This is a genomic window from Streptomyces sp. NBC_01618 (genome assembly GCF_045209435.1).
In the GTDB taxonomy this organism is placed as follows: Bacteria; Actinomycetota; Actinomycetes; order Streptomycetales; family Streptomycetaceae; genus Streptomyces.
Window position 1 is genome coordinate 4608421 of record NZ_CP109297.1, and the last position, 18464, is coordinate 4626884.

17 protein-coding genes and 1 pseudogene are annotated in these 18464 nt (G+C 70.7%); 7 read left to right on the forward strand and 11 right to left on the reverse strand.

Going from position 1 to position 18464, the window contains the following annotated elements:
- Positions 1 to 51: 51 nt before the first annotated feature.
- Positions 52 to 699, reverse strand: a complete 648-nt coding sequence (locus OH735_RS21490) for a TetR family transcriptional regulator (protein ID WP_406383145.1) — start codon at positions 697 to 699, stop codon at positions 52 to 54.
- A 303-nt stretch (positions 700 to 1002) separates the two neighbouring features.
- Here OH735_RS21490 and OH735_RS21495 point away from each other — a divergent pair, with 303 nt between their 5' ends.
- Both OH735_RS21495 and OH735_RS21500 read left to right on the forward strand, forming a co-directional pair.
- A complete protein-coding gene (locus tag OH735_RS21495; protein ID WP_406383147.1) occupies positions 1003 to 1818 on the forward strand; it encodes a VOC family protein in 816 nt (271 codons plus the stop codon).
- A 163-nt stretch (positions 1819 to 1981) separates the two neighbouring features.
- Positions 1982 to 4390, forward strand: coding sequence for a PQQ-binding-like beta-propeller repeat protein (locus OH735_RS21500; RefSeq protein ID WP_406386670.1), 2409 nt, complete (start codon positions 1982 to 1984; stop codon positions 4388 to 4390).
- A gap of 79 nt (positions 4391 to 4469) precedes the next feature.
- Here the strand turns inward: OH735_RS21500 and OH735_RS21505 are convergent, their stop codons facing one another.
- Positions 4470 to 5138: a hypothetical protein gene (locus OH735_RS21505; protein ID WP_406386671.1), complete on the reverse strand. Its 669-nt coding sequence runs from the start codon at positions 5136 to 5138 to the stop codon at positions 4470 to 4472.
- Between the two features lie 170 nt (positions 5139 to 5308).
- On the opposite strand from OH735_RS21505, the gene OH735_RS21510 reads away from it, so the two are divergent.
- Positions 5309 to 5857 (forward strand): hypothetical protein, encoded by a 549-nt coding sequence (locus tag OH735_RS21510; protein WP_406383149.1) that lies wholly within the window; start codon positions 5309 to 5311, stop codon positions 5855 to 5857.
- Between the two features lie 66 nt (positions 5858 to 5923).
- On the opposite strand, the gene OH735_RS21515 is transcribed toward OH735_RS21510, so the two are convergent.
- From OH735_RS21515 to OH735_RS21525, 3 genes are read right to left on the reverse strand one after another with little or no spacing between them, the layout of a single operon-like run.
- Positions 5924 to 6697: an enoyl-CoA hydratase/isomerase family protein gene (locus tag OH735_RS21515; protein ID WP_406383151.1), complete on the reverse strand. Its 774-nt coding sequence runs from the start codon at positions 6695 to 6697 to the stop codon at positions 5924 to 5926.
- A 5-nt stretch (positions 6698 to 6702) separates the two neighbouring features.
- Positions 6703 to 7143, reverse strand: coding sequence for a Zn-ribbon domain-containing OB-fold protein (locus tag OH735_RS21520; RefSeq protein ID WP_406383153.1), 441 nt, complete (start codon positions 7141 to 7143; stop codon positions 6703 to 6705).
- A gap of 9 nt (positions 7144 to 7152) precedes the next feature.
- On the reverse strand, positions 7153 to 8301 hold the full coding sequence (locus OH735_RS21525; RefSeq protein ID WP_406386673.1) for a lipid-transfer protein: 1149 nt from the start codon (positions 8299 to 8301) through the stop codon (positions 7153 to 7155).
- A 104-nt stretch (positions 8302 to 8405) separates the two neighbouring features.
- On the opposite strand from OH735_RS21525, the gene OH735_RS21530 reads away from it, so the two are divergent.
- Positions 8406 to 9968, forward strand: coding sequence for a FadD3 family acyl-CoA ligase (locus OH735_RS21530; RefSeq protein ID WP_406383154.1), 1563 nt, complete (start codon positions 8406 to 8408; stop codon positions 9966 to 9968).
- A gap of 13 nt (positions 9969 to 9981) precedes the next feature.
- Here the strand turns inward: OH735_RS21530 and OH735_RS21535 are convergent, their stop codons facing one another.
- Together OH735_RS21535 and OH735_RS21540 are read right to left on the reverse strand one after the other, a co-directional pair.
- Positions 9982 to 10254 carry a hypothetical protein gene (locus tag OH735_RS21535; RefSeq protein ID WP_406383156.1) on the reverse strand — a complete coding sequence of 91 codons (273 nt, stop codon included), beginning with the start codon at positions 10252 to 10254 and terminating at the stop codon, positions 9982 to 9984.
- Positions 10247 to 10606 (reverse strand): hypothetical protein, encoded by a 360-nt coding sequence (locus OH735_RS21540; RefSeq protein WP_406383158.1) that lies wholly within the window; start codon positions 10604 to 10606, stop codon positions 10247 to 10249. Before OH735_RS21540 ends, OH735_RS21535 begins: the two co-directional genes overlap by 8 nt.
- Before the next feature lie 123 nt (positions 10607 to 10729).
- Between OH735_RS21540 and OH735_RS21545 the strand changes: the two genes are divergently transcribed.
- Entirely contained in the window at positions 10730 to 11005 is a 276-nt protein-coding gene (locus tag OH735_RS21545) for a hypothetical protein (RefSeq protein ID WP_406383160.1), read from the forward strand.
- The gene (locus tag OH735_RS21550; RefSeq protein WP_406383162.1) at positions 11002 to 11400 is read left to right on the forward strand and encodes a PIN domain-containing protein; all 399 of its coding nucleotides are present in this window, start codon (positions 11002 to 11004) and stop codon (positions 11398 to 11400) included. The genes OH735_RS21545 and OH735_RS21550 overlap by 4 nt, the downstream gene beginning before the upstream one ends.
- Before the next feature lie 61 nt (positions 11401 to 11461).
- Here OH735_RS21550 and OH735_RS21555 read toward each other — a convergent pair whose 3' ends face one another.
- The 4 genes and pseudogenes from OH735_RS21555 to OH735_RS21570 all read right to left on the reverse strand — a co-directional run bounded on the left by OH735_RS21555 (position 11462) and on the right by OH735_RS21570 (position 16899).
- The gene (locus OH735_RS21555) at positions 11462 to 11671 is read right to left on the reverse strand and encodes a hypothetical protein (protein ID WP_406383164.1); all 210 of its coding nucleotides are present in this window, start codon (positions 11669 to 11671) and stop codon (positions 11462 to 11464) included.
- 250 nt (positions 11672 to 11921) lie between these two features.
- Positions 11922 to 13156, reverse strand: a pseudogene (locus tag OH735_RS21560) (IS110 family transposase).
- 412 nt (positions 13157 to 13568) lie between these two features.
- Positions 13569 to 13733 carry a hypothetical protein gene (locus tag OH735_RS21565; RefSeq protein ID WP_406383166.1) on the reverse strand — a complete coding sequence of 55 codons (165 nt, stop codon included), beginning with the start codon at positions 13731 to 13733 and terminating at the stop codon, positions 13569 to 13571.
- A gap of 205 nt (positions 13734 to 13938) precedes the next feature.
- Positions 13939 to 16899, reverse strand: a complete 2961-nt coding sequence (locus tag OH735_RS21570) for an AfsR/SARP family transcriptional regulator (RefSeq protein ID WP_406383168.1) — start codon at positions 16897 to 16899, stop codon at positions 13939 to 13941.
- A 263-nt stretch (positions 16900 to 17162) separates the two neighbouring features.
- On the opposite strand from OH735_RS21570, the gene OH735_RS21575 reads away from it, so the two are divergent.
- A complete protein-coding gene (locus tag OH735_RS21575) occupies positions 17163 to 18395 on the forward strand; it encodes an amidohydrolase family protein (RefSeq protein WP_406383170.1) in 1233 nt (410 codons plus the stop codon).
- Positions 18396 to 18464: the final 69 nt, after the last annotated feature.

Consider the following 18464-nt stretch of genomic DNA (forward strand, 5'->3'; position numbering starts at 1 on the left):
GCCCGGAATCACCGCGCGGTGCCCAGTACGGGGAAGGGGCCCGGCGCGGCGCTACTTCGTCGGCTTCCTGCCGGTGATGCCCAGATGCACCAACAGCGCGAGATTCGGCCTGAGTTCGGCCTGCTTGACGCCCCAGGTCGTGAAGCCCTTCTGGTGCGAGGCGACCGCGGCCAGCATCGCGACCAGCGAGCCCGCCATCGCGGCGGCGCTCACGTCCTTGTCGACCTTGCCCTTGGCCTGGAGCTCCTTCACCGAATCCGTCAGGGAGTTGGTGACCGAGTTCAGGATCTTCATGCGGATCTTGTAGAACCGCTTGTCGCCCTCGGCCGCCCCGAGGTCGACCACGCGCAGGATCGCGTCGTGATGTCGCCAGAAGTCGAGGAATCCCTCGACGAGTTCTTCGGCGGTCTGCCAGCCGGCCTTGCCGACCCAGGAGCGGCCTGCGACCAGTTCGGTCAATCCGGCGCCCTCCTTGGCCATTTCTTCGGCGATTTCGAGGACGGCGCCCTCGACGTCGGGGAAGTACTGGTAGAACGTCGCGGGTGAAGTCCCCGCCTTCCGGGCCACGTCGATGACTTTGACGTCCCGGTACGGCGAGGAACTGAGCATCTCGCTGAGGCAGTCGAGCAGCTTCTGCCGCGTCGCCTGTCCGCGTCGACCGGCCACGCGGCCGTCGACGGTGCGCACTTGTCCTGTCATGCCGTCAGCTTACCGAGGGGGGGTCGGAGCGCGATTCGGCCGACTGCAAATGGGGAGCGCCGCAGACGGGGCGGGGGGAGTGGCCGGATGTCGACGGATGCGACCCGCAGGGCAATAAGTCTTATCAACAGCCTGTGGATAACTTCCGTGGATAACTTTCGGTGATGCCGCGAGCAAGGAAGTCCACTATCGAAAATTAGTTCGATGTGGACGGGTCGGGGCGCGGTGCGTGCCGCCACCGGTTACGTTTGCCGTGACGAGCGTCACTCGCCGCGTACGACCGTGACGGAAGGACCCGGGCCCATGGCCGCATTCGCGCGATCCGCGCCGTGCTGGGTGGATGTGCAGCTCCCCGACCTCGAAGCGGGCAAGCGCTTCTACGGCGAGCTGTTCGGCTGGACCTTCCGGGCCGGCGACGGCCCGTACGCGGACGCCTTCAGCAACGGGAAGCTCGTCGCCGCACTCGCCGCCAAGCAGGACGGCCGGATGCCCACTGCGTGGGGCGTCTACTTCGCCACCGACGACATCGTCGCGACCGTCGCCCGGATCAGGGAGGCCGGTGGTCAGGTGATCACCGACCCCGTGCGGGCCGGCCGGGCCGGAGTGCTCGCCCAGGCGGCCGACCCCGGCGGAGCGGTCTTCGGGCTCTGGCAGGCCGGTGAACGCGAGGGCTTCCAGAAGCGACACGAACCGGTTTCCTTCTGCTGGACCGAGGTGTACACCCGCGAGAAGGACCGCGTCGACGCCTTCTACGAGGAGGTCTTCGGCTTCCAAGGCACCGACCTGGACACCTCGGACGCCTCCGAGTCCGGCGCCTCCGAGTCCGGCGTGGACTTCCGCATGTGGTCCCCGGCGGGCACCGAACCGGGACCGGACACCGCGATCGGCGGGCGCAGCGTCATCACCGACGCCTTCCCGGCCGAGATGCCCAGCTACTTCCTGAGCTACTTCGCCGTCGAGGACTGCAACGCCACCGCCGGGCACGCCGTACGCCTCGGCGGCCGCATCTCAGCGCCGCCCTTCGACATCCCGTACGGACGGATGGCGGTCCTCCAGGACGACCAGGGTGCCGTGTTCGCCGTACTTCAGCCTCCTGTGTCCGGGAAGAGGGCAGAGTGAGCTGTGACACCCCGGTCGGCCCCCGGGTTCGCAACCGGGGGCTCAGCCAGGAACAATCGGGGTGCGCACCGCCGGGTGGTGCCCAGTGGTGAGACGCCGTACAGGGCGGGTTTTCGCGGGCTTCTGTTCCTGAGGCTCGTACGGGGAGGTGGCAGGGCAAGTGGTGGAGCAGCTGACGCAGCACGACCCGAGACGGATCGGCCCGTTCGAGGTGCTGGGACGGCTCGGGGCCGGTGGCATGGGGCTGGTCTATCTCGCCCGCTCGGCTTCGGGCCGACGGGTGGCGATCAAGACGGTACGTACGGAGCTTGCCGAGGATCAGCTGTTCCGGGTCCGTTTCACGCGTGAGGTGGAGGCCGCCCGGGCCGTCAGCGGCTTCTACACGGCCGCGGTGGTGGACGCCGATCCGCGGGCCGCCGTGCCGTGGCTGGCCACCGCCTATGTGCCCGCACCGTCGCTCGAAGAGATAGTGAACGAGTGCGGGCCCATGCCGGTCCAGGCGGTGCGCTGGCTGGCCGCCGGTATCGCCGAGGCGCTCCAGTCGATCCACGGTGCGGGCCTGGTCCACCGCGACATGAAGCCGTCGAACGTGCTGGTCGTCGAGGACGGCCCGCGGGTGATCGACTTCGGGATCGCGTCCGGGGTCTCCAACACCCGGCTGACCATGACGAACGTCGCTGTCGGCACGCCCGCGTACATGTCGCCCGAGCAGGCGCGGGACTCGCGCAGCGTCACCGGCGCCAGCGATGTGTTCTCGCTCGGCTCGACGCTAGTCTTCGCCGCAACCGGCCATGCGCCGTTCCACGGCGCCAACCCCGTCGAGACGGTCTTCATGCTGTTGCGCGAGGGCCCCGACCTGGAGGGCCTGCCCGACGAACTGCGGCCGCTGATCGATTCCTGCATGCAGATGGACGCCGGGCTGCGGCCCACCCCCGCCGACCTGCAGGCCCAGCTCGCCCCGCACCTCTTCGCCTCCGGCGGAGACGACAGCGGTACGGCCTCGGCCTGGCTGCCCACCTCCGCGACCGCGATGATCGAGCAGCGCCGCGGCGGCCGCAAGGCCGCAGCGCCCGCCCCCGCTCCGGCGCCCGCCCCCGCGGCTGCGCCCGCCCCCGTGCCGCCGCCGCCCCAGCAGCCGCCCGGCGCGGACCGGGACACCGCCTGGCGCAGCGGCGCCGACCTGCGCTCCCCGGGCGCCGCTCCGGCCCACCTGCCCGACGGGGGCGGCCCGGTGCGGCTGCCTGGGGCGAAGGTGCCGATCGGCCCCGGCCCGCGCGCCCAGGACGTCCGGGCCGCCGCCACGGCCACCGCTGACGCCGGCCCCGCTACCGGCTGGGTGCGCCCGCCCGCCGGGGTGAACGGCGCGGCCCCCGCCGCCCCGCCCGCCCCCCTGCCCGGGCCCGCGCACGCCCCCGAGTCCGCGCTCCCCGGTCCCGACCGCTGGCGGCCCTGGCGGTTCCGGATGTCCAACGACGTCTGGGGGACGCCCGTCGTCGCCGGGGACCTCCTCTACGTCACGTCGTTCGAGGTGCACGCCCTGGACGTCGGCAACGGGCGGCGCCAGTTCAAGACCCGGGACGTGGCCTGGGTGATGGCCGTCGAGGGCGGCCGTATCCATGCCTCGGACGGGCCGTCGCTGTACGCCCTGGACGCGGCGAGCGGCGCCGAACGGTGGCGGCTGCAGACCGACGCCTGGGTCTACTCCCTCAAGGCCGACCGCGGCACCGTCGTCACCGGCACCCGGGGCGGCGGCGTCCAAGCGTGGGAGGCGTCCACGGGTGAGAAGCTGTGGGAGAGCGGCGGCGTACAGATCGACTTCGAGACGCCGGAGGCCGGGCCCGTGATCCACGACGGCACGGTCTACCTCTGGCAGGACGCCCGGCTGCGCGCGGTCGACGCCCGTACCGGCATCGAGCGCTGGTCGTACCCCATCGGCGACGCCGCCTCCTGCGGTGGAGTGCCGGTCCGGGTGACCCCGGCGCCGGACGGCTTCGTGTACGTCAGCGCCGGGGCCCGGGTCCTGGCCGTCGACACGGTGTCCGGCCATGTCCGCTGGCACTTCGAATCGCCCGCGGTCTTCCTCTCCCCGCCCGCGTTCGTGCCGGGGCCCGCCGTCACCGGAGGCGGGGTGTACCTGGCCGACTACCTCGGCACGGTGTACGCGCTCGACGCCGCGACCGGCAAGGACCGCTGGCGCATCGCCACGGAGGCCCGGCAGTCGATCGAACCGGTCCTGGTGGCGGCCGGGAACGTCCACGTCGGCAGCGGCAGCGCCCTGTACACGCTCGACGCGGTCACCGGCACCCCGAAGTGGCGGTTCGCGGCGGGCGGCGAGGTGGTGGGGGCCCCGGTGGTCGCCGACGGCCGGGTCCACTTCGGCTCCGCCGACCACGTCCTGTACACCCTGGACGCGGCGGGCGGACAGCTCCGCTGGAAGCTCGCGACGGGCGGCGAGATCACGGGGTCGCCGGTGGCGCAGGGCGGTGTCGTGTACGCGTGCAGCAAGGACCGCTGCGTGTACGCGTTGGACGCGCTGAAGGGCACGGGGACGGGCAACCGGGCCCGGGCGTAGCGCGTCGACCACCTCAAGCCCGTCCGGTGCTTGAGGACGGAACCCCTGCTCGAGGACGGAACCCCCGGCGCGGAGGGCCTCAGGAGGGCGGAGGGCGGCGCGGACCGGGCCCCTCGTCCGGTACGACGGGGTGCGGGGTCGTGTCCTGGTCCTCCGGACCGGGGCGGCGGGCCCCCGGCGGCGGCCCCGTGTACAGGTCCGGCTCGGGCTCCGGCAACGGACTCGTCTGCACGGAAGGCCCCGGCTCCTGCGTCGGCGGCCACGTGTCCGGGTTCTCCGAACCGGGCGCGGCGTACGGGTGGTCATGGCCCCCGCCCCCGTGCCGCCGCCCGCCACCGCGCCGACCCGACATCACCAACGCGCCCAGCAGCATCAGCACCGCGCCCACCGTCGCCTCCGCCGCGCCCCACCGCAGCCCCGAACCGTCGCCCGAGACCGTCAGGCTGCCCACCGCCTCCCCCTGGCGCACCATCCACAGCACGGTGAACCCGAGCGTCACCACACCAGCGGCCGCCACCAGCAGCCGCGACCGCAGCACCACGCCGACGATCGTCAGCAGAGCGGCGAAGAGGAAGACGACCAGGATCGAGCCCAGCGGTCCGGGCCGGCTGCCGGTGATACCGGTGAACAGTTCGTCGACCCGGTAGTGACGCCCGAGACGGCCGTCGTACCACTGACGGAAGGGGCTCAGCACGGCGGCCGCCGCTCCCAGGAGAGCGAGGAAGGAGCCGAGGACGTTGCGGACCATCATCGGCCTCCTGCGTGTGCGCGGACCGGCGTCACGGTCCTGTACCGCTACCGCCCCCGACGCTACGCCTGGCCTCTGCCCCCCGCATCCTTGCGCTACGGTGTCGCGCGGTCGTTCGACAGCATTCGACAACAGCAGAGACGGACAACAACTCAAGGGGGGCTGCATCGATGATGCGGCAGCACATAAAGTTTTCCGCAGTCCTGGTCGTGGTGGTACTCGCACTCACCGGCTTCTCGACCTCCAGCCACGGCGGCCGAAGCGGCAAGAGCAAGGGATCGAGCGGCAGCGGCAGCGGCGGCGGATGCTCCAACTCCAAGAAGAGCAACGGCAGCTACCACCGCAGCGACTACGACGACGACAACGACGACAGCTACGACTCGTCGAGCGGCTCCTCCGGCAATGCCGGCTACGCGACACCGTCCCCGAGCGCCTCGGACGCACCCCAGGTGTACGTCGTCCGCTGCGCCATGCCCCGCAAGGGCAAGCGCAAGGCCGTCACCACCTCCACCGTCAGGCTCACGGCTCAGGCCCTCGGCTCGCACACGTACGACGTCGACGTGGCCTTCCTCGACGCGCAGGGCAACACCATCGACCGCGGTGAGGCGAGCGTGGAGGCCGAGGGCGGCGAGACGAAGACCGTCTCCGTACGGATGGACAGCCCGCGCAAGGTCTCCAAGGTGAAGAGGTGCCGGGTGGAGGCCGAGCTCAGTTACTGACCTGCTGAGTTACTGACCTGCTGAGTTACTGGCCTGCTGGGTTACTGACCTGCTGGGTTACTGGCCTCAGCGCAGCCGGAAGCCGCTGCCGCCCCGCCCCCGGAACAACTCGGCCTGCCGCTCCGGCGCCAGGTTCCCGAGCGCGATCAGGTGCGGGGCGTGCGCCATGGCCTGCGCCCTGGCCGCCTCCTTCGCGGACCACACCGCCCGGACCGTCCCCTGCACACCCTCCGTCGGGTACGAGGCGATCACCGCCGCCGCCCGCAGCGCCGCCGCCACCGCGTCGCCGGGCGCCGTCACCTCACTGACCAGCCCCGTCTCGTACGCCCGCCGGGCCGTGACCCGTTCGGCCGTACCCATCAGGGACATCCGGGCCACCTCGCCGAACGGCATCCGCTGCGCCATCGAGATCGCCTCGTACGCGCTGACCATGCCGTATGTGGTGTGCGGGTCGAAGAACGTCGCCTCCTCGGACGCGATGACGAACTCCGCCTCGCCCAGCAGATAGAACGCCCCGCCGCAGGCCATTCCCTCCACGGCCGCGATAACCGGCTTCCACAGGTCGTTCGCCTTCGGCCCGATCGCGATCAGCGGATCGTCGATCGTGTACGGGGACGAGGGCTGCGGCACCGTCACGTCCCGGTCGATCCCCGTACAGAAGGCCCGGCCGCCCGCCCCGGTGACGACGACGGCCCGCACCCCGTCGTCGAAGCGGAACGCCCGCCAGGCGGCGGTCAGTTCGGCGGCCGTCGCCAGGTCGATCGCGTTGTGCTTCTCCGGCCGGTCCAGGGTGACGAGCGCGACCCCGGTCTCCTTGTCCGTCTCCGTCCGCAGCGTCATCGCCGTCACCGCTCCAGCAGCCAGCGCACCAGCGTCACCCCGGACCCGGACGGGCAGAACACCGCCCGCACCGGCGCCCCGATCCGCAGCCGACCCGGATCGACCGAGTCCAGCGGGGCGTCCGGACCGCTCACCACGTTCCCGACCAGCCGGATCTGAGGGGCGTCGGCCAGCTCGACCACGACGGCGTTGTACGGGGCCTGCGCGGCGTACGCGGGCAGCAGCGGCGGATGCGGCAGCACGTACGACCAGATGCGGCCGCGTCCGCTCATCGGCCGCCACTCGCTCGCGAAGGACTGGCAGTGCGGACAGCACGGCCGCGGCGGGAAGCGGAGCCGTCCGCACTCCGGGGCGGCGCACGCCTGGACGCGGAGTTCGCCGCGCGCCGCGTACTCCCAGAAGGGGGCGCCGTCCTCGTCCACGACAGGCATCAGCAGGGCATCCATGTCGGCTCCTCAACTCCTCAGCAGTATGGCGGAGGTGGGCACACCCTCCCCGGCGGTGACCAGGCACGTACCGGCGTCCGGGACCTGGGCGATGGAGACACCGCGCAGCTGCTTCACGCCCTCGTTGATCAGGTTGAAGCCGTGCACGTACGCCTCGCTGAGCCCGCCGCCGCCGGTATTGATCGGCAGCCGCCCGCCGCTCTCCAGCGCCCCGCCCTCGGTGAACGCGGCGCCCTCGCCGCGCCCGCAGAAGCCGTAACCCTCCAGCGAGAGCGGGATGAGCGGGGTGAACGCGTCGTAGATCTGCGCGACATCCACGTCGTCGGGGCCGAAGTCGGCCTGCTTCCACAGCTGCCGGGCGGCCGTCCAGGCGGGGCCGGTGAGCGGGTCGTCGTTCCAGTAATTGACCATGCCGTGGTGCTGGGCGGGCAGCCCCTGGGCGACGGAGTGGATGTAGACGGGCTTCTGCCGGCAGTCGCGGGCCCGCTGGGCCGAGACGATGACGCAGGCCAGCGCGCCGTCCGTCTCCAGGCAGTTGTCGAAGAGGCAGAGCGGCTCGCTGATCCAGCGTGAGGTCATATACATGTCGCGGGTCAGTGGCCGCTCGTACATCACCGCGTCCGGGTTCTGGTTGGCGCGGTTGCGGCAGGCGAGGGCGACGTTGAACAGATGGTCGCGGGTCGCCCCGTACTCGTGCATGTACCGCCGCGCCAGCATTCCGATCTCGTCGGCCGGCCGCAGCAGTCCGTACGGCCGGGTCCACTGGGCGGGGGTGGGCAGTTGCGCGGCGGTGTTCTTCCAGGGGCGGGGCCCCGATCCCCGCTTCCGCGACCGCCAGGCGACACCGACACTCGCCTGCCCGGTCGCCACGGCCGCGGCGAGATGCGCGATCGTCGCGCACGAACCGCCGCCCCCGTACCCCACCTTGCTGAAGAAGGTGACATCGCCCGCACCGATGGCCTTGGCGATCTCGACCTCGTCGGTCTCCTCCATCGTGTACGAGGCGAAGGCGTCCACCTCCGAGGCGGCGATGCCCGCGTCGTCGAGCGCCGCGACGATGGCCCGGCAGGCCAAGGTCTTCTCGGATTCCGGGAGTTGTTTCGCGAAGGCCGTCTGCCCTATGCCTGCTATCGCTGTCACGTCCTTGAGCGCCGCCACCGCCACCTCCGAGACCGTCATGACTGCTGACAGCGGCTGAGGCTACAGCTAATCTGACGGATAGTCAGCTACTGGGTCGGCTACTGCGTCAGAGAGGGCGAACGATGCGCGGCGACGAGGAGTGGGGCAGCATCCCGGAGCTGGTACGGGCGGCGGCGCGGCGGTACGGGGACCGGGAGGCGGTCGTCGAGGGCCGGACCCGGATCTCGTACGCCGAACTCGGCGACCGTGTAGATCGGGCCGCCGCCGCCTGTATCGCCTCGGGCGTCGAGCCGGGGGACCGGGTCGCGGTCTGGGCCCCGAACACCCTGGACTGGATCGTCTCCGCGCTCGGTGCCGTCACGGCCGGGGCGGTTCTCGTCCCCCTCAACACCCGCTTCAAGGGCACGGAGGCGGCGTACATCCTGCAGCGCAGCCGGGCGAAACTGCTCTTCGTCACGGGCACCTTCCTCGGTACGTCGTACGTGGCGTCCCTGCGCCGGGCCGACGTACCGCTGCCGCACCTGGAACGGGTGGTGGTGCTGGCGGACAGCGCCCCGGACGACTACGTCACCTGGAAGGACTTCCTGGCCGCGGGGGAGGGGGTGGCGCCGGAGGCGGTACGGGCCCGGGCTGCCGCCATCGCCCCCTCGGCCCCCTCCGACATCATCTACACCTCGGGCACCACCGGCCGGCCCAAGGGCGCGGTCATCACCCACGCCCAGACTCTGCGCTGCTACGCGATCTGGAGCGAACTGGCGGATCTGCGCGAGGGGGACCGCTATCTGATCGTGAACCCCTTCTTCCACACCTTCGGCTACAAGGCGGGCATCATCGCGTGCCTGATGCGGGGCGCGACGATGGTCCCGCAACCGGTGTTCAACGTCGACACGGTCCTGGCCAACATCGCCGCCGAACGCATCTCGGTCCTGCCGGGCCCGCCCACCCTCCACCAGTCCCTCCTGGACCACCCGGCCCGGGACGCCCACGATCTCTCCGCCCTCCGCCTGGTCGTGACGGGCGCGGCGGTCGTCCCCCTCCAACTGGTGGAACGCCTGCGCGCGGAACTCGGCATAGCGACGGTCCTCACCGCGTACGGCCTCTCCGAGGCGAGCGGCATCGTCACGATGTGCCGCCGCGGCGACCCGGCGCGGACGATCGCCTCGACATCCGGCCGGGCGATCCCCGGCACGGAACTCCGCGTCCTGGCCCCCGCCCCCGGCACCCCCGGCGAGGTCCTGGTCCGCGGCTTCAACGTGATGCGCGGCTACTTCGAGGACCCGGAGACCACGGCCGCCACGATCACCTCCGACGGCTGGCTCCACACGGGCGACGTGGGCGTCCTCGACGAGGACGGCAACCTCCGGATCACCGACCGGATCAAGGACATGTTCATCGTCGGCGGCTTCAACGCGTACCCCGCCGAGATCGAACAACTCCTCGGCCTGCACCCGGACGTGGCCGACGTGGCGGTCATCGGCATCCCCGACCCCCGCCTGGGCGAGGTCGGCAAGGCCTACGCGGTACGCAGACCGGGCGCGACGGTCACGGCCGACGACCTGATCGCCTGGTCGAGGCGGGAAATGGCGAACTACAAGGTCCCGAGAGCGGTGGAGTTCGTGGACGAACTGCCGCGCAACGCGAGCGGCAAGGTGATGAAGGGGGAGCTGCGGGGGCGGGGGGCCTGACGGGTCGGGTCGCTCAAACCGAAGGCCAAGGTGTCACCTGGAGCACGTAGATGCACTGGTGTCGGATGATGGTGAGGTAGAGGAACATCCCGCCCGGTACGAACGCGGTCTGAACGCCGTCGCCGGCCCCCTGGAACGATGTCCCGTCGAGATGCAGCGCGGATGCGGCCCTTACGAGCTCATCGGTGCGCTTCTCGACCTCTGCGACAAAGACGGGTGGCGGCGGCGTCGCTCCGCCGATGACGTGGGTCTCGTCCGGGTCGTATTCCCAACGCCATTCACTCACGGGCGAGGGATTCCCGTGCGGACGCGTGCACGTGACGGATCTCGTCCATGGCTGCCCGCCAGGCAGGGGCATCCCTGTCGAGGTTCTGCGCCGCGTACTCGGCGGAGTGCAGGCGGGCGGCGGCAACTGGCAGCCGGGCGATCTCCACAGTCACGGCCCACGACTCCAGGAACTGCATGATCGGCCCCAGGCTACCCGTCTCCGTGGCCAGGGCGATGGCTGCGTCCTTCTGCTGCTCCATCTCGCCCAGCCGGTGCGGAGCCACCTGTGCGAGGGCGATTCGGAGCGCCGCCGGGGTCCGCTGCGGGCGCGGGATGAGGGGCTCCGTAGGGTCGATGTGCTGTGCGGTCATTCCGGTCCCTTCGCGCGGCTTTCACAGTCACGGTACGGGAGAGGCGTGCGACGGCGCATGTGCTTCACCCCATGGAGTGAAGCAGGTGGGGCGGGCACCGATCACGCCGGTATGGTGACAGGTATGGCAACCAAGAAGTACACCGTCACGCTGCCGGAGGAGCTCGCGGAGGAGATCCGCAGCGAGGTGGGCCCGGGGGCGTTCAGCGCGTATGTCACTCACGCCATAGAGCGCCAGCGCGAGCACGACCGGCTGGGGGAGCTGGTGGCGTGGATGCAGGAGAAGAGCGGGCCGCTCACCGAGGAGGAACAGGCGGCTGCCGCGTCGGAGATGCGCGACATCGAGCGGTGGTTCGAGGAGCGGGAGTCCGGTGCGCAGGGCGGGGCGACGGCTGCGTGACGACCGCTCTCTGCTTCGTGCTGGACAGCGAGGCTTTGTCGAGGGCCGTGCTCCGTGAGCGGGCCATGACCGGGGTGCTCGCCAAGGCCCATCAGGCCGGCGTCCGGGTCGTGACCAGTTCCACGACCCTCATCGAGGCGTATCACAGCAAGATCCGGCGCTCGGAATGGAACTGGGCCATGTCCCGGATCGTCGTCGAACCGGTGACCAAGGAGGTCGCGGACGAGGCGATCGCGCTGCTCGCGGACACCGGCCTGCACGGCCACAAGTACGCCATCGACGCGGCGCTCGCGGTGATCGCGGGGCGACAGCGGGGGCGGGTCGCGGTGTTCACCTCGGACGAGGAGGACATGCGGAAGCTGTGCCTGCCGGGGGTGCAGGTCAGGGGGGTCTAGGGGGTACGGAGAGGGGGCCCAAGCCGGGTGGCTCGGGCCCCTCGCTATGCGCCCGCGTACCTCAGCTGGCGTGGTTGTCCTGCGTGCTGGCGTCGCCGCCGCTGGCGTGGTTGTCCTGCGTGCTGGCGTCGCCGCCGCTGGCGTGGTTGTCCTGCGTGGTGACCGGGGTGTCGCCGCTCGCGTGGTTGTCGGCCAGGGCCGGGGTGGCCGCGCCGAGACCGAGGGCCACGGCGAACGCGGCGGCGACGAGCGTCTTCTTCGTGCGGGTCATTCCAACTCCTGTGATGGGAGCGAGCTTCCGGACGTTAGTGACGCTAGTGACAGGGGGGTGCCCCTATCTGTTTCGTCAACCCTGTCAGGGTCGGTTCGTGGGAGTTGGTGCTGGTTTTTGGGAACGTCCCGCGAAGCGGGACGTTCCCGGCGGATCGGGTGCCTGATGGGCAGCCCGGTGGCCGGCACGGCGGGGGTGGCCGTGCCGGTGCGCGCGTGATGGGGTCAGGAAGGTAGGGACGGTGGTGCTGTCAGGCCGCGAGGCCGATGTCGCCGGGGGTTCGTGGTTCGTAGAGGGCCCCGGTGCGGATCATCGCGTGGATGACGTTCACACGTTGGCGGGCCAGGCGGAGGATCGCTTGGGTGTGGGTCTTGCCGCGTGCGCGTTGACGGTCGTAGTAGGTGCGGGAGGAGCGGTCGGATTTGCAGCCGATCGCGGCGAACGCGGCCTGGAAGAGGGCGCGTTTGAGGAGCCGGTTGCCGCGGTGGGGTGCGTGCTCGCCACGGATGGAGGTGCCCGAGGACTTGGTGGCGGGGGCGAGTCCGGCGTAGGAGGCGAGGTGTCCTGCGGTGGGGAAGGTGGTGCCGTCGCCGATGGCGACGATCACGGCGGCGGTGGTCCTGACGCCCATGCCGGGCATGGAGGTCAGGAGGTGGAAAAGAGGGAGGGCCTCCAGCAGGGCGGCGATCTCCTGCTCGGCCTGGCGGCGCTGGGTGTGGGCGGCGGCGAGCTGGGCGGCAAGTCCGGGCACGATCAGCGCGCTGGCCTCGGTGCCGGGCACGATGACGGTCTGCTCGGCAAGCGCGTCGAAGATCTCCGCGGTGAGGTGGCGGGCCTTGCGCGAGCCGTGCGCCTTGAGCAGGGCCTCGCAGCGGGTGCGGCCCAGTTTCTTCAGCCTGGCCGGGAGCCGTGCCGTTCAAGGAGGGCCAGGATGTAGGGGTAGCCCAGCCGGGGGCCGACCACCCGCTCCAGGGTGGGATGGATCTGGGAGAGCAGGCCGCGCAGCCGGTTGGAGGTGCGGTTGACCTCGCCGGCCAGGTCGTTGTCGTAGCCGGTGAGCATGGTCAGCTCGGCCAGCTTCTCGTCGTCGCGGTCCACCACGCGCAGGGTGTGCGGCATGGTCCGGGCGGTGTCGGCGATGACGAAGGCGTCGCGGGCGTCGGTCTTGGCTTCGCCCGGGTAGAGGTCGGCGGCCCGGCGCATCGAGAGTCCCGGCAGGTAAGCGACCCGGCAGCCGGTCGCGCGGGCCACGGTCAGTGGCAGCGCGCCGATGTTGGCGACCTGGTCCACGATCACCAGGACGGTGCCGAACTTGGCCCTGAGCTTGTCGAACAACTCCCGCAGGCGGGCCTCGGTGTTGGGCAGCTTCTTGTCGTGGACGGTCTTGCCCTGCCCGGTCAGGCCGCGGGCGTGGTGGAACTCCTTGCCCAGGTCCAGGCCGAGGAACAGACCTATGCCGGAGATATCGATGACGGTGTCGGCCATGCGCGATGCCCCTCTTCGGTCGTGCCTTTCGCATCCGTCCCGGCCGTCCCTGCGGCACCACACGCCGGCAACCACGTTACGCAGACATCCCGCCCGTGAAGCGGTCCGGCGTTGCACCGGACCAGGCAGTCGTCAGGCCCCTCATCAGCGGTCAAGCGGTGCCCCGAAGCCCGGCGGCAACACCCCCCAGGTCATCGACTTCGACAGGGGGCACACAGCCATACCGGACCCGGGGGCCAGGCGCCCCATTTCGGGGCCACAGAAAAGGTAACGGGGCGATGGCGGTACCCCTCTGGCGGGAAGTAGTCGAACGTTGGCGCGATTGCGCTGACTGTGTACGTACGCAGACGTGCGGCGGCCGCGACGGCTCCCCCTCCGCGCCGCCGCGGCCGCTCCCCCGTGCAGGTTGGGTCTAGATGGTCGGCTTGAACGGCTCCGACGTGGCGTGCTGGTCCAGAGTGGTTACCTCTTCGCCAGTTGCGTGCTGGTCCTGCGTGGTGACCGGAGTCTCCGGTTCACCAGTGGCGTGCTGGTCTGCCGGCTTGGTGATCGGGTCCTGCTTCTTGGCATCGGCCATGGTGGTCAACTCCCTCTGAGCGCACGAAGTGCAATGGTTGGGCGAGGCCCGCCCGGCTGTTCCCCCGTGGACTGCCGGACGGGCCTCTCTCGGGCCGCTCACCTTAGTGGTGTGGCCGCTGTCGCCCCCGTCTGCCCCCCGACGCGACGGATCGACAGGTATGAGAATGCATGGGGGCGATAAACGAATGATGAACGCCCCGTCTTCAGGCGGCTGCCGCAGGTGTCAGCAGCGACTGAACGTCTTCCGCTTCCGGGGAGCCGAGCTCTTCGTAGATGGTCAGCGCCTCGCGCCAGCAGACCTGGGCGCGTCCGGTCTGCCCGATTCCCGCCAGTGCTCGCCCGAGAACCGTGAGCACGTTTCCACGACGCCACTCGCCACCGATGCCACGCAGCACGGTGAGGGCCAACTCGGCGAACTGGGCAGCCTGGGCGGGGTGGCCGGCGGCGATATCGACTTCTGCCAGGCGGAACAGGGCCATGCCCTCCCACAGCCGCTGGCGACTGTCCCGGAAGACGGCCAGGGCTTCGTTCAGCTCGTCCGTCGCGGCCGAGAACTTTCCGCTCTGGGTGAGGGCCAGTCCCAGGGCATAGCGACCATTGGCACTGCGCAGCGCGTGGCCCAGGGACTCGTAGATCTCGATGCCGGACTGGGCAAGGGTGATGGCACTCTTCGTGCGCCCGGTGGCCAGATGTATGCGGGAGAGATTGCACAGAGCGCTTGCCTCTCCGGGGCGGTTCTTGTCGCTCCGGAACGCTTCGATCGCCTGGGTCAGGAAGGCTTCGCCGTCCGCATGTCGATTTTGGTAGAGAGCGATGATGCCGCGGGCATTGGACGCCCAGCAGACCGGCAGCGGGTCGTTGACCGTGCCGGCGAGTCGCATCGCCTCCTGAGCCTCGCGATCCGCGTGGTCGAACCGCCCCGCGAGCTGGTGCACGTTGGCAAGGGACATGACGGCGCGACCCTCTGCCCGGGGATCGCCGCACGTTCGGACCGCTTCACGAATCGTGACAGCAGCAGCTTCGTACTGCTTCGAGTTCGCACCCGATTCGCCCAGGTCGAGTGCGGCATAGAGCAGGTCAACGGCGCGGCGCAGTGTGCTGGGACCGGCCGACTGGCACACGCACGCGAGCAGGTTGGTTGCCTCCGCGTAGAGCCAGTCCAGTGCCGAGTGCCGGTCCGTGAATGACAGCCCCTCGTGCTCCGTCGGCTCCAAGTGATCCACCAACCGGTCTCCAGGCCGCTCCAGCGCATACACCCCCGCCGCCGTGGACAAGTAGAAGTCCAGCAGCCGAGAAAGCGCCAACTCCCGCTCCTCCGGCGGCTGCTCGTCCCGTTCCGCGCACGCGCGCGCGTAGAGCCGTAACAGGTCGTGGTAGCGGTAGCGGCCCGGGGCGGCCGATTCCAGGAGGCTGGTGTCGACCAGGGCCTCCAGGAGGTCCTCCGCAGCGTGGGCCTCCAGGTTCAGCAGGGCTGCCGCCGCGGCCAGGGAGATGTCGGGGCCGTCGGCGAGGCCGAGGAGGCGGAAGGCGCGGGCCTGGGCCGGTTCCAGCTGGCCGTAGCCGAGTTCGAAGGTGGCCTTCACCGCGAGGTCGCCGGCCTGGAGCTCGTCCAGGCGGCGGCGTTCGTCGGCGAGTTTGGTGGCCAGGACCGAGACCGTCCAGGTGCGGCGGGCGGCCAGGCGGGAGGCGGCGATGCGGATGGCCAGGGGGAGGAAGCCGCAGGCGGCGACCACGTCGAGGGCGGCCTCACGCTCGGAGTTGATGCGCTCCTCGCCCACGATGCGGGTGAAGAGCTGGAGCGCCTCCTCCGGCGACATCACGTCCAGGTCGACCAGGTGCGCGCCGGCCAGGTCGACCATCCGGACGCGGCTGGTGACCAGGGCCGCGCAGCCCGCGGTGCCGGGGAGGAGGGGGCGGATCTGGGCCGCGTCGTGGGCGTTGTCGAGGAGGACCAGGATGCGGCGGCCGTCGAGCGTGGAGCGGTAGAGCGCGGCACGCTCGTCCAGCGAGTCGGGGATCGCCGAGTCCGCCGTGCCCAAGGCGCGCAGGAACGCGCCGAGCACCGTCTCCGGCTCTGCCGCCCGCGCGCCGGCGCCCTGGAGGTCCACGTACAGCTGGCCGTCCGGGAAATGCTGGCGTGCCTGGTGGGCGACGTGCACGGCGAGGGTTGTCTTGCCGACGCCACCGATGCCGGCGACCGCCGAGACGGCCATGACCGAACCCTCGGCGGTCGCCAGCCGGTCGCCCAGCTCGCGTACGAAGGACACGCGGCCGGTGAAGTCCGGGACCGTGGCCGGGAGTTGGGCGGGGCGGACGGGTGCGGGGGCCGGGGCCGGTTCGTCGGCCGGACGGGCCAGTTCCTCGTCGGCCCGCAGGATGCGCTGCTGGAGCTGGGAGAGTTCGGGGCGCGGGTCGACGCCCAGTTCGTCGGCGAGCAGCCGGCGGGTGTCGGCGTACACCGCGAGCGCCTCCGCCTGGCGGCCGCTGCGGTACAGGGCGACCATGAGGAGTTCGCGCAGCCGTTCACGCAGCGGGTGCGCGGCGGTCAGCGCGGTCAGTTCGGAGACCGCCTCCGCGTGGCAGCCGACCTCCAGGTCCAGGTCCAGGCGGGTCTCGGTGAGCTGGAGCCGCCACTCCTCCAGCCGGGTGCGCTGATACTCGGCGTACGGGCCGGGCACGGAGGCCAGGGCCTCGCCGTCCCACAGGCCGAGCGCCTTGTTGAGCAGGGTGCGGGCCCGGGCGCGGTCGCAGGCCGCACGGGCCTTGTCCGCCTCGGCCGCAAGCTCCTGGGCCACGGTCAGGTCGAGGGCGTCGCGCCTGGTCCGGATCGCGTAACCGCCGGCGTCGCTGACCAGCGTCCGCGGGTCGAGGACCTTCCGGAGCCGGGAGGCGTACGTGCGTACCGCGGCGAGCGCCTGCGAGGGCGGGTCCTCGCCCCAGATGGCGTCGATGAGTTCGGAGGCGGTGGCGGTGCGGCCGCCGCGCAGTAGCAGCGCCGTCAGCAGGGCGCGCTGCTGCGGTGAACCGGACGGCAGCACCTCGCCGCCCCGCCATGCCCGTACCGGGCCGAGCACGGAGAATCGCAGATCGGCGCCGTCGGCCGCCGCCTGTTGTGGAGCTCGCTGCTCCGGAACATGCATGCGCGGCCCGTGGTCACGGTCCATTGCTGCCCCCTGCCCTGCTCGCCCCGCCGGTCCTGCCGATCGTGCTGGTGCTGTCCATTTCGGATTGCCCGCCCATGTGCCGGTCGGGTACGGGTGAATCCGGATTGTTCGGTACCGCTGGTATCGCGCTCAACAGTCTGCCTTGTCAGGGGCCGACACGTCAGCAGTGGGCGACTCTCTGCACAAGCCCTCGACAACGATTGTGGAACGGGGGCCGGTGCAGATAGCTGACGGTTCGTCAGATCGACGCTACCGTGGGAGGCATGGAGACCTTCCCGAAGATCATCTCGGTGGACGACCACACGGTGGAGCCCCCTCATGTCTGGCGGGACCGGCTCCCGTCCAAGTACCTCGACCGCGGGCCGCGGATCGTCCGCGCACCGCTCAAGGAAATGACCTTCATGGGCGGCAAGTTCGCGCCCGTGATGGGTGCGAAGGGCGACGACGGGCCGATCGGCGACTGGTGGGTGTACGAGGATCTGCACCGCCCGCTCACCCGGCTCGACACCTCGGTCGGCTACGACCGGGACGAGATCAAGCTCGAGGTCATCACGTACGAGCAGATGCGCCCGGGTTCCTTCTCGGTTCCCGACCGGCTGGCCGACATGGACGTCAACCACGTCCAGTCCGCCCTCTGCTTCCCCACCTTCCCCCGCTTCTGCGGCCAGACCTTCACCGAAGCGAAGGACCGCGAGCTGGGGCTGCTCGGGGTGCGGGCGTACAACGACTGGATGGTGGAGGAGTGGTGCGGGCCCGAGGCACGGGGCCGGCTCATCCCGCTCACCCTGATCCCGCTCTGGGATGCCCAATTGGCCGCGGACGAGGTCCGGCGGAACGCCGCGCGCGGTGTGCGCGCGGTGGCGTTCTCCGAGATACCTCCGCATCTGGGGCTGCCGTCGATTCACACGGACGAGTGGGATCCGTTCCTGCGGGCCTGTGACGAGACGGGCACGGTGATCGCGATGCACATCGGCTCATCCTCGAAGATGCCGTCCACCTCGGCCGACGCGCCGCCCGCCGTCGGGTCCACCATCACCTTCGCCAACTGCTGCTTCTCGATGGTCGACTGGCTGATGAGCGGCAAGTTCGAACGGTTCCCGAACCTCCGGATCATGTACGCGGAGGGCCAGATCGGCTGGATTCCGTACATCCTGGAACGCGCCGACGTGGTCTGGGAGGAGAACCGGGCCTGGGGCGGCGTCGCCGACAAGGTCCACCGCCCGCCGTCCGAGCTGTTCGCCGAGCACGTCTACGGCTGCTTCTTCGACGACGCCTTCGGGCTGAAGAACCTGGACGCGATCGGCGTCGGGAATGTCCTGTACGAGACGGACTACCCGCACTCCGACTCCACCTGGCCCAAGTCGCGCGAGGTCGGCGAGGCGCAGATGGGACATCTGGACGCCGATGTCGTGGACCGGATCGTGCGCCGCAACGCGATCGACCTGCTGGGGCTGACGGACGACGGGCTGTGGGCTGGGCCCGGAGGAGGACGGTAGGGGGAGGAAAAGAACGTGACACTCCAGGCATCGGGTGTCACGTTCTTTTCCACCCATGGGTGTCCGGAG

Excerpts from the sequence above, each read along its gene's own strand:
- OH735_RS21520 (WP_406383153.1), bottom strand. The coding sequence starts at position 7,143 with ATGGATGCCCTGCTGATGCCTGTCGTGGACGAGGACGGCGCCCCCTTC.
- OH735_RS21570 (WP_406383168.1), bottom strand. The coding sequence starts at position 16,899 with ATGGACCGTGACCACGGGCCGCGCATGCATGTTCCGGAGCAGCGAGCT.
- OH735_RS21505 (WP_406386671.1), bottom strand. The coding sequence starts at position 5,138 with ATGGTCCGCAACGTCCTCGGCTCCTTCCTCGCTCTCCTGGGAGCGGCG.
- OH735_RS21540 (WP_406383158.1), bottom strand. The coding sequence starts at position 10,606 with ATGACCGCACAGCACATCGACCCTACGGAGCCCCTCATCCCGCGCCCG.
- OH735_RS21545 (WP_406383160.1), top strand. The coding sequence starts at position 10,730 with ATGGCAACCAAGAAGTACACCGTCACGCTGCCGGAGGAGCTCGCGGAG.
- OH735_RS21530 (WP_406383154.1), top strand. The coding sequence starts at position 8,406 with ATGCGCGGCGACGAGGAGTGGGGCAGCATCCCGGAGCTGGTACGGGCG.
- OH735_RS21565 (WP_406383166.1), bottom strand. The coding sequence starts at position 13,733 with ATGGCCGATGCCAAGAAGCAGGACCCGATCACCAAGCCGGCAGACCAG.
- OH735_RS21555 (WP_406383164.1), bottom strand. The coding sequence starts at position 11,671 with ATGACCCGCACGAAGAAGACGCTCGTCGCCGCCGCGTTCGCCGTGGCC.
- OH735_RS21490 (WP_406383145.1), bottom strand. The coding sequence starts at position 699 with ATGACAGGACAAGTGCGCACCGTCGACGGCCGCGTGGCCGGTCGACGC.
- OH735_RS21515 (WP_406383151.1), bottom strand. The coding sequence starts at position 6,697 with ATGACGCTGCGGACGGAGACGGACAAGGAGACCGGGGTCGCGCTCGTC.
- OH735_RS21495 (WP_406383147.1), top strand. The coding sequence starts at position 1,003 with ATGGCCGCATTCGCGCGATCCGCGCCGTGCTGGGTGGATGTGCAGCTC.
- OH735_RS21510 (WP_406383149.1), top strand. The coding sequence starts at position 5,309 with ATGATGCGGCAGCACATAAAGTTTTCCGCAGTCCTGGTCGTGGTGGTA.
- OH735_RS21575 (WP_406383170.1), top strand. The coding sequence starts at position 17,163 with ATGGAGACCTTCCCGAAGATCATCTCGGTGGACGACCACACGGTGGAG.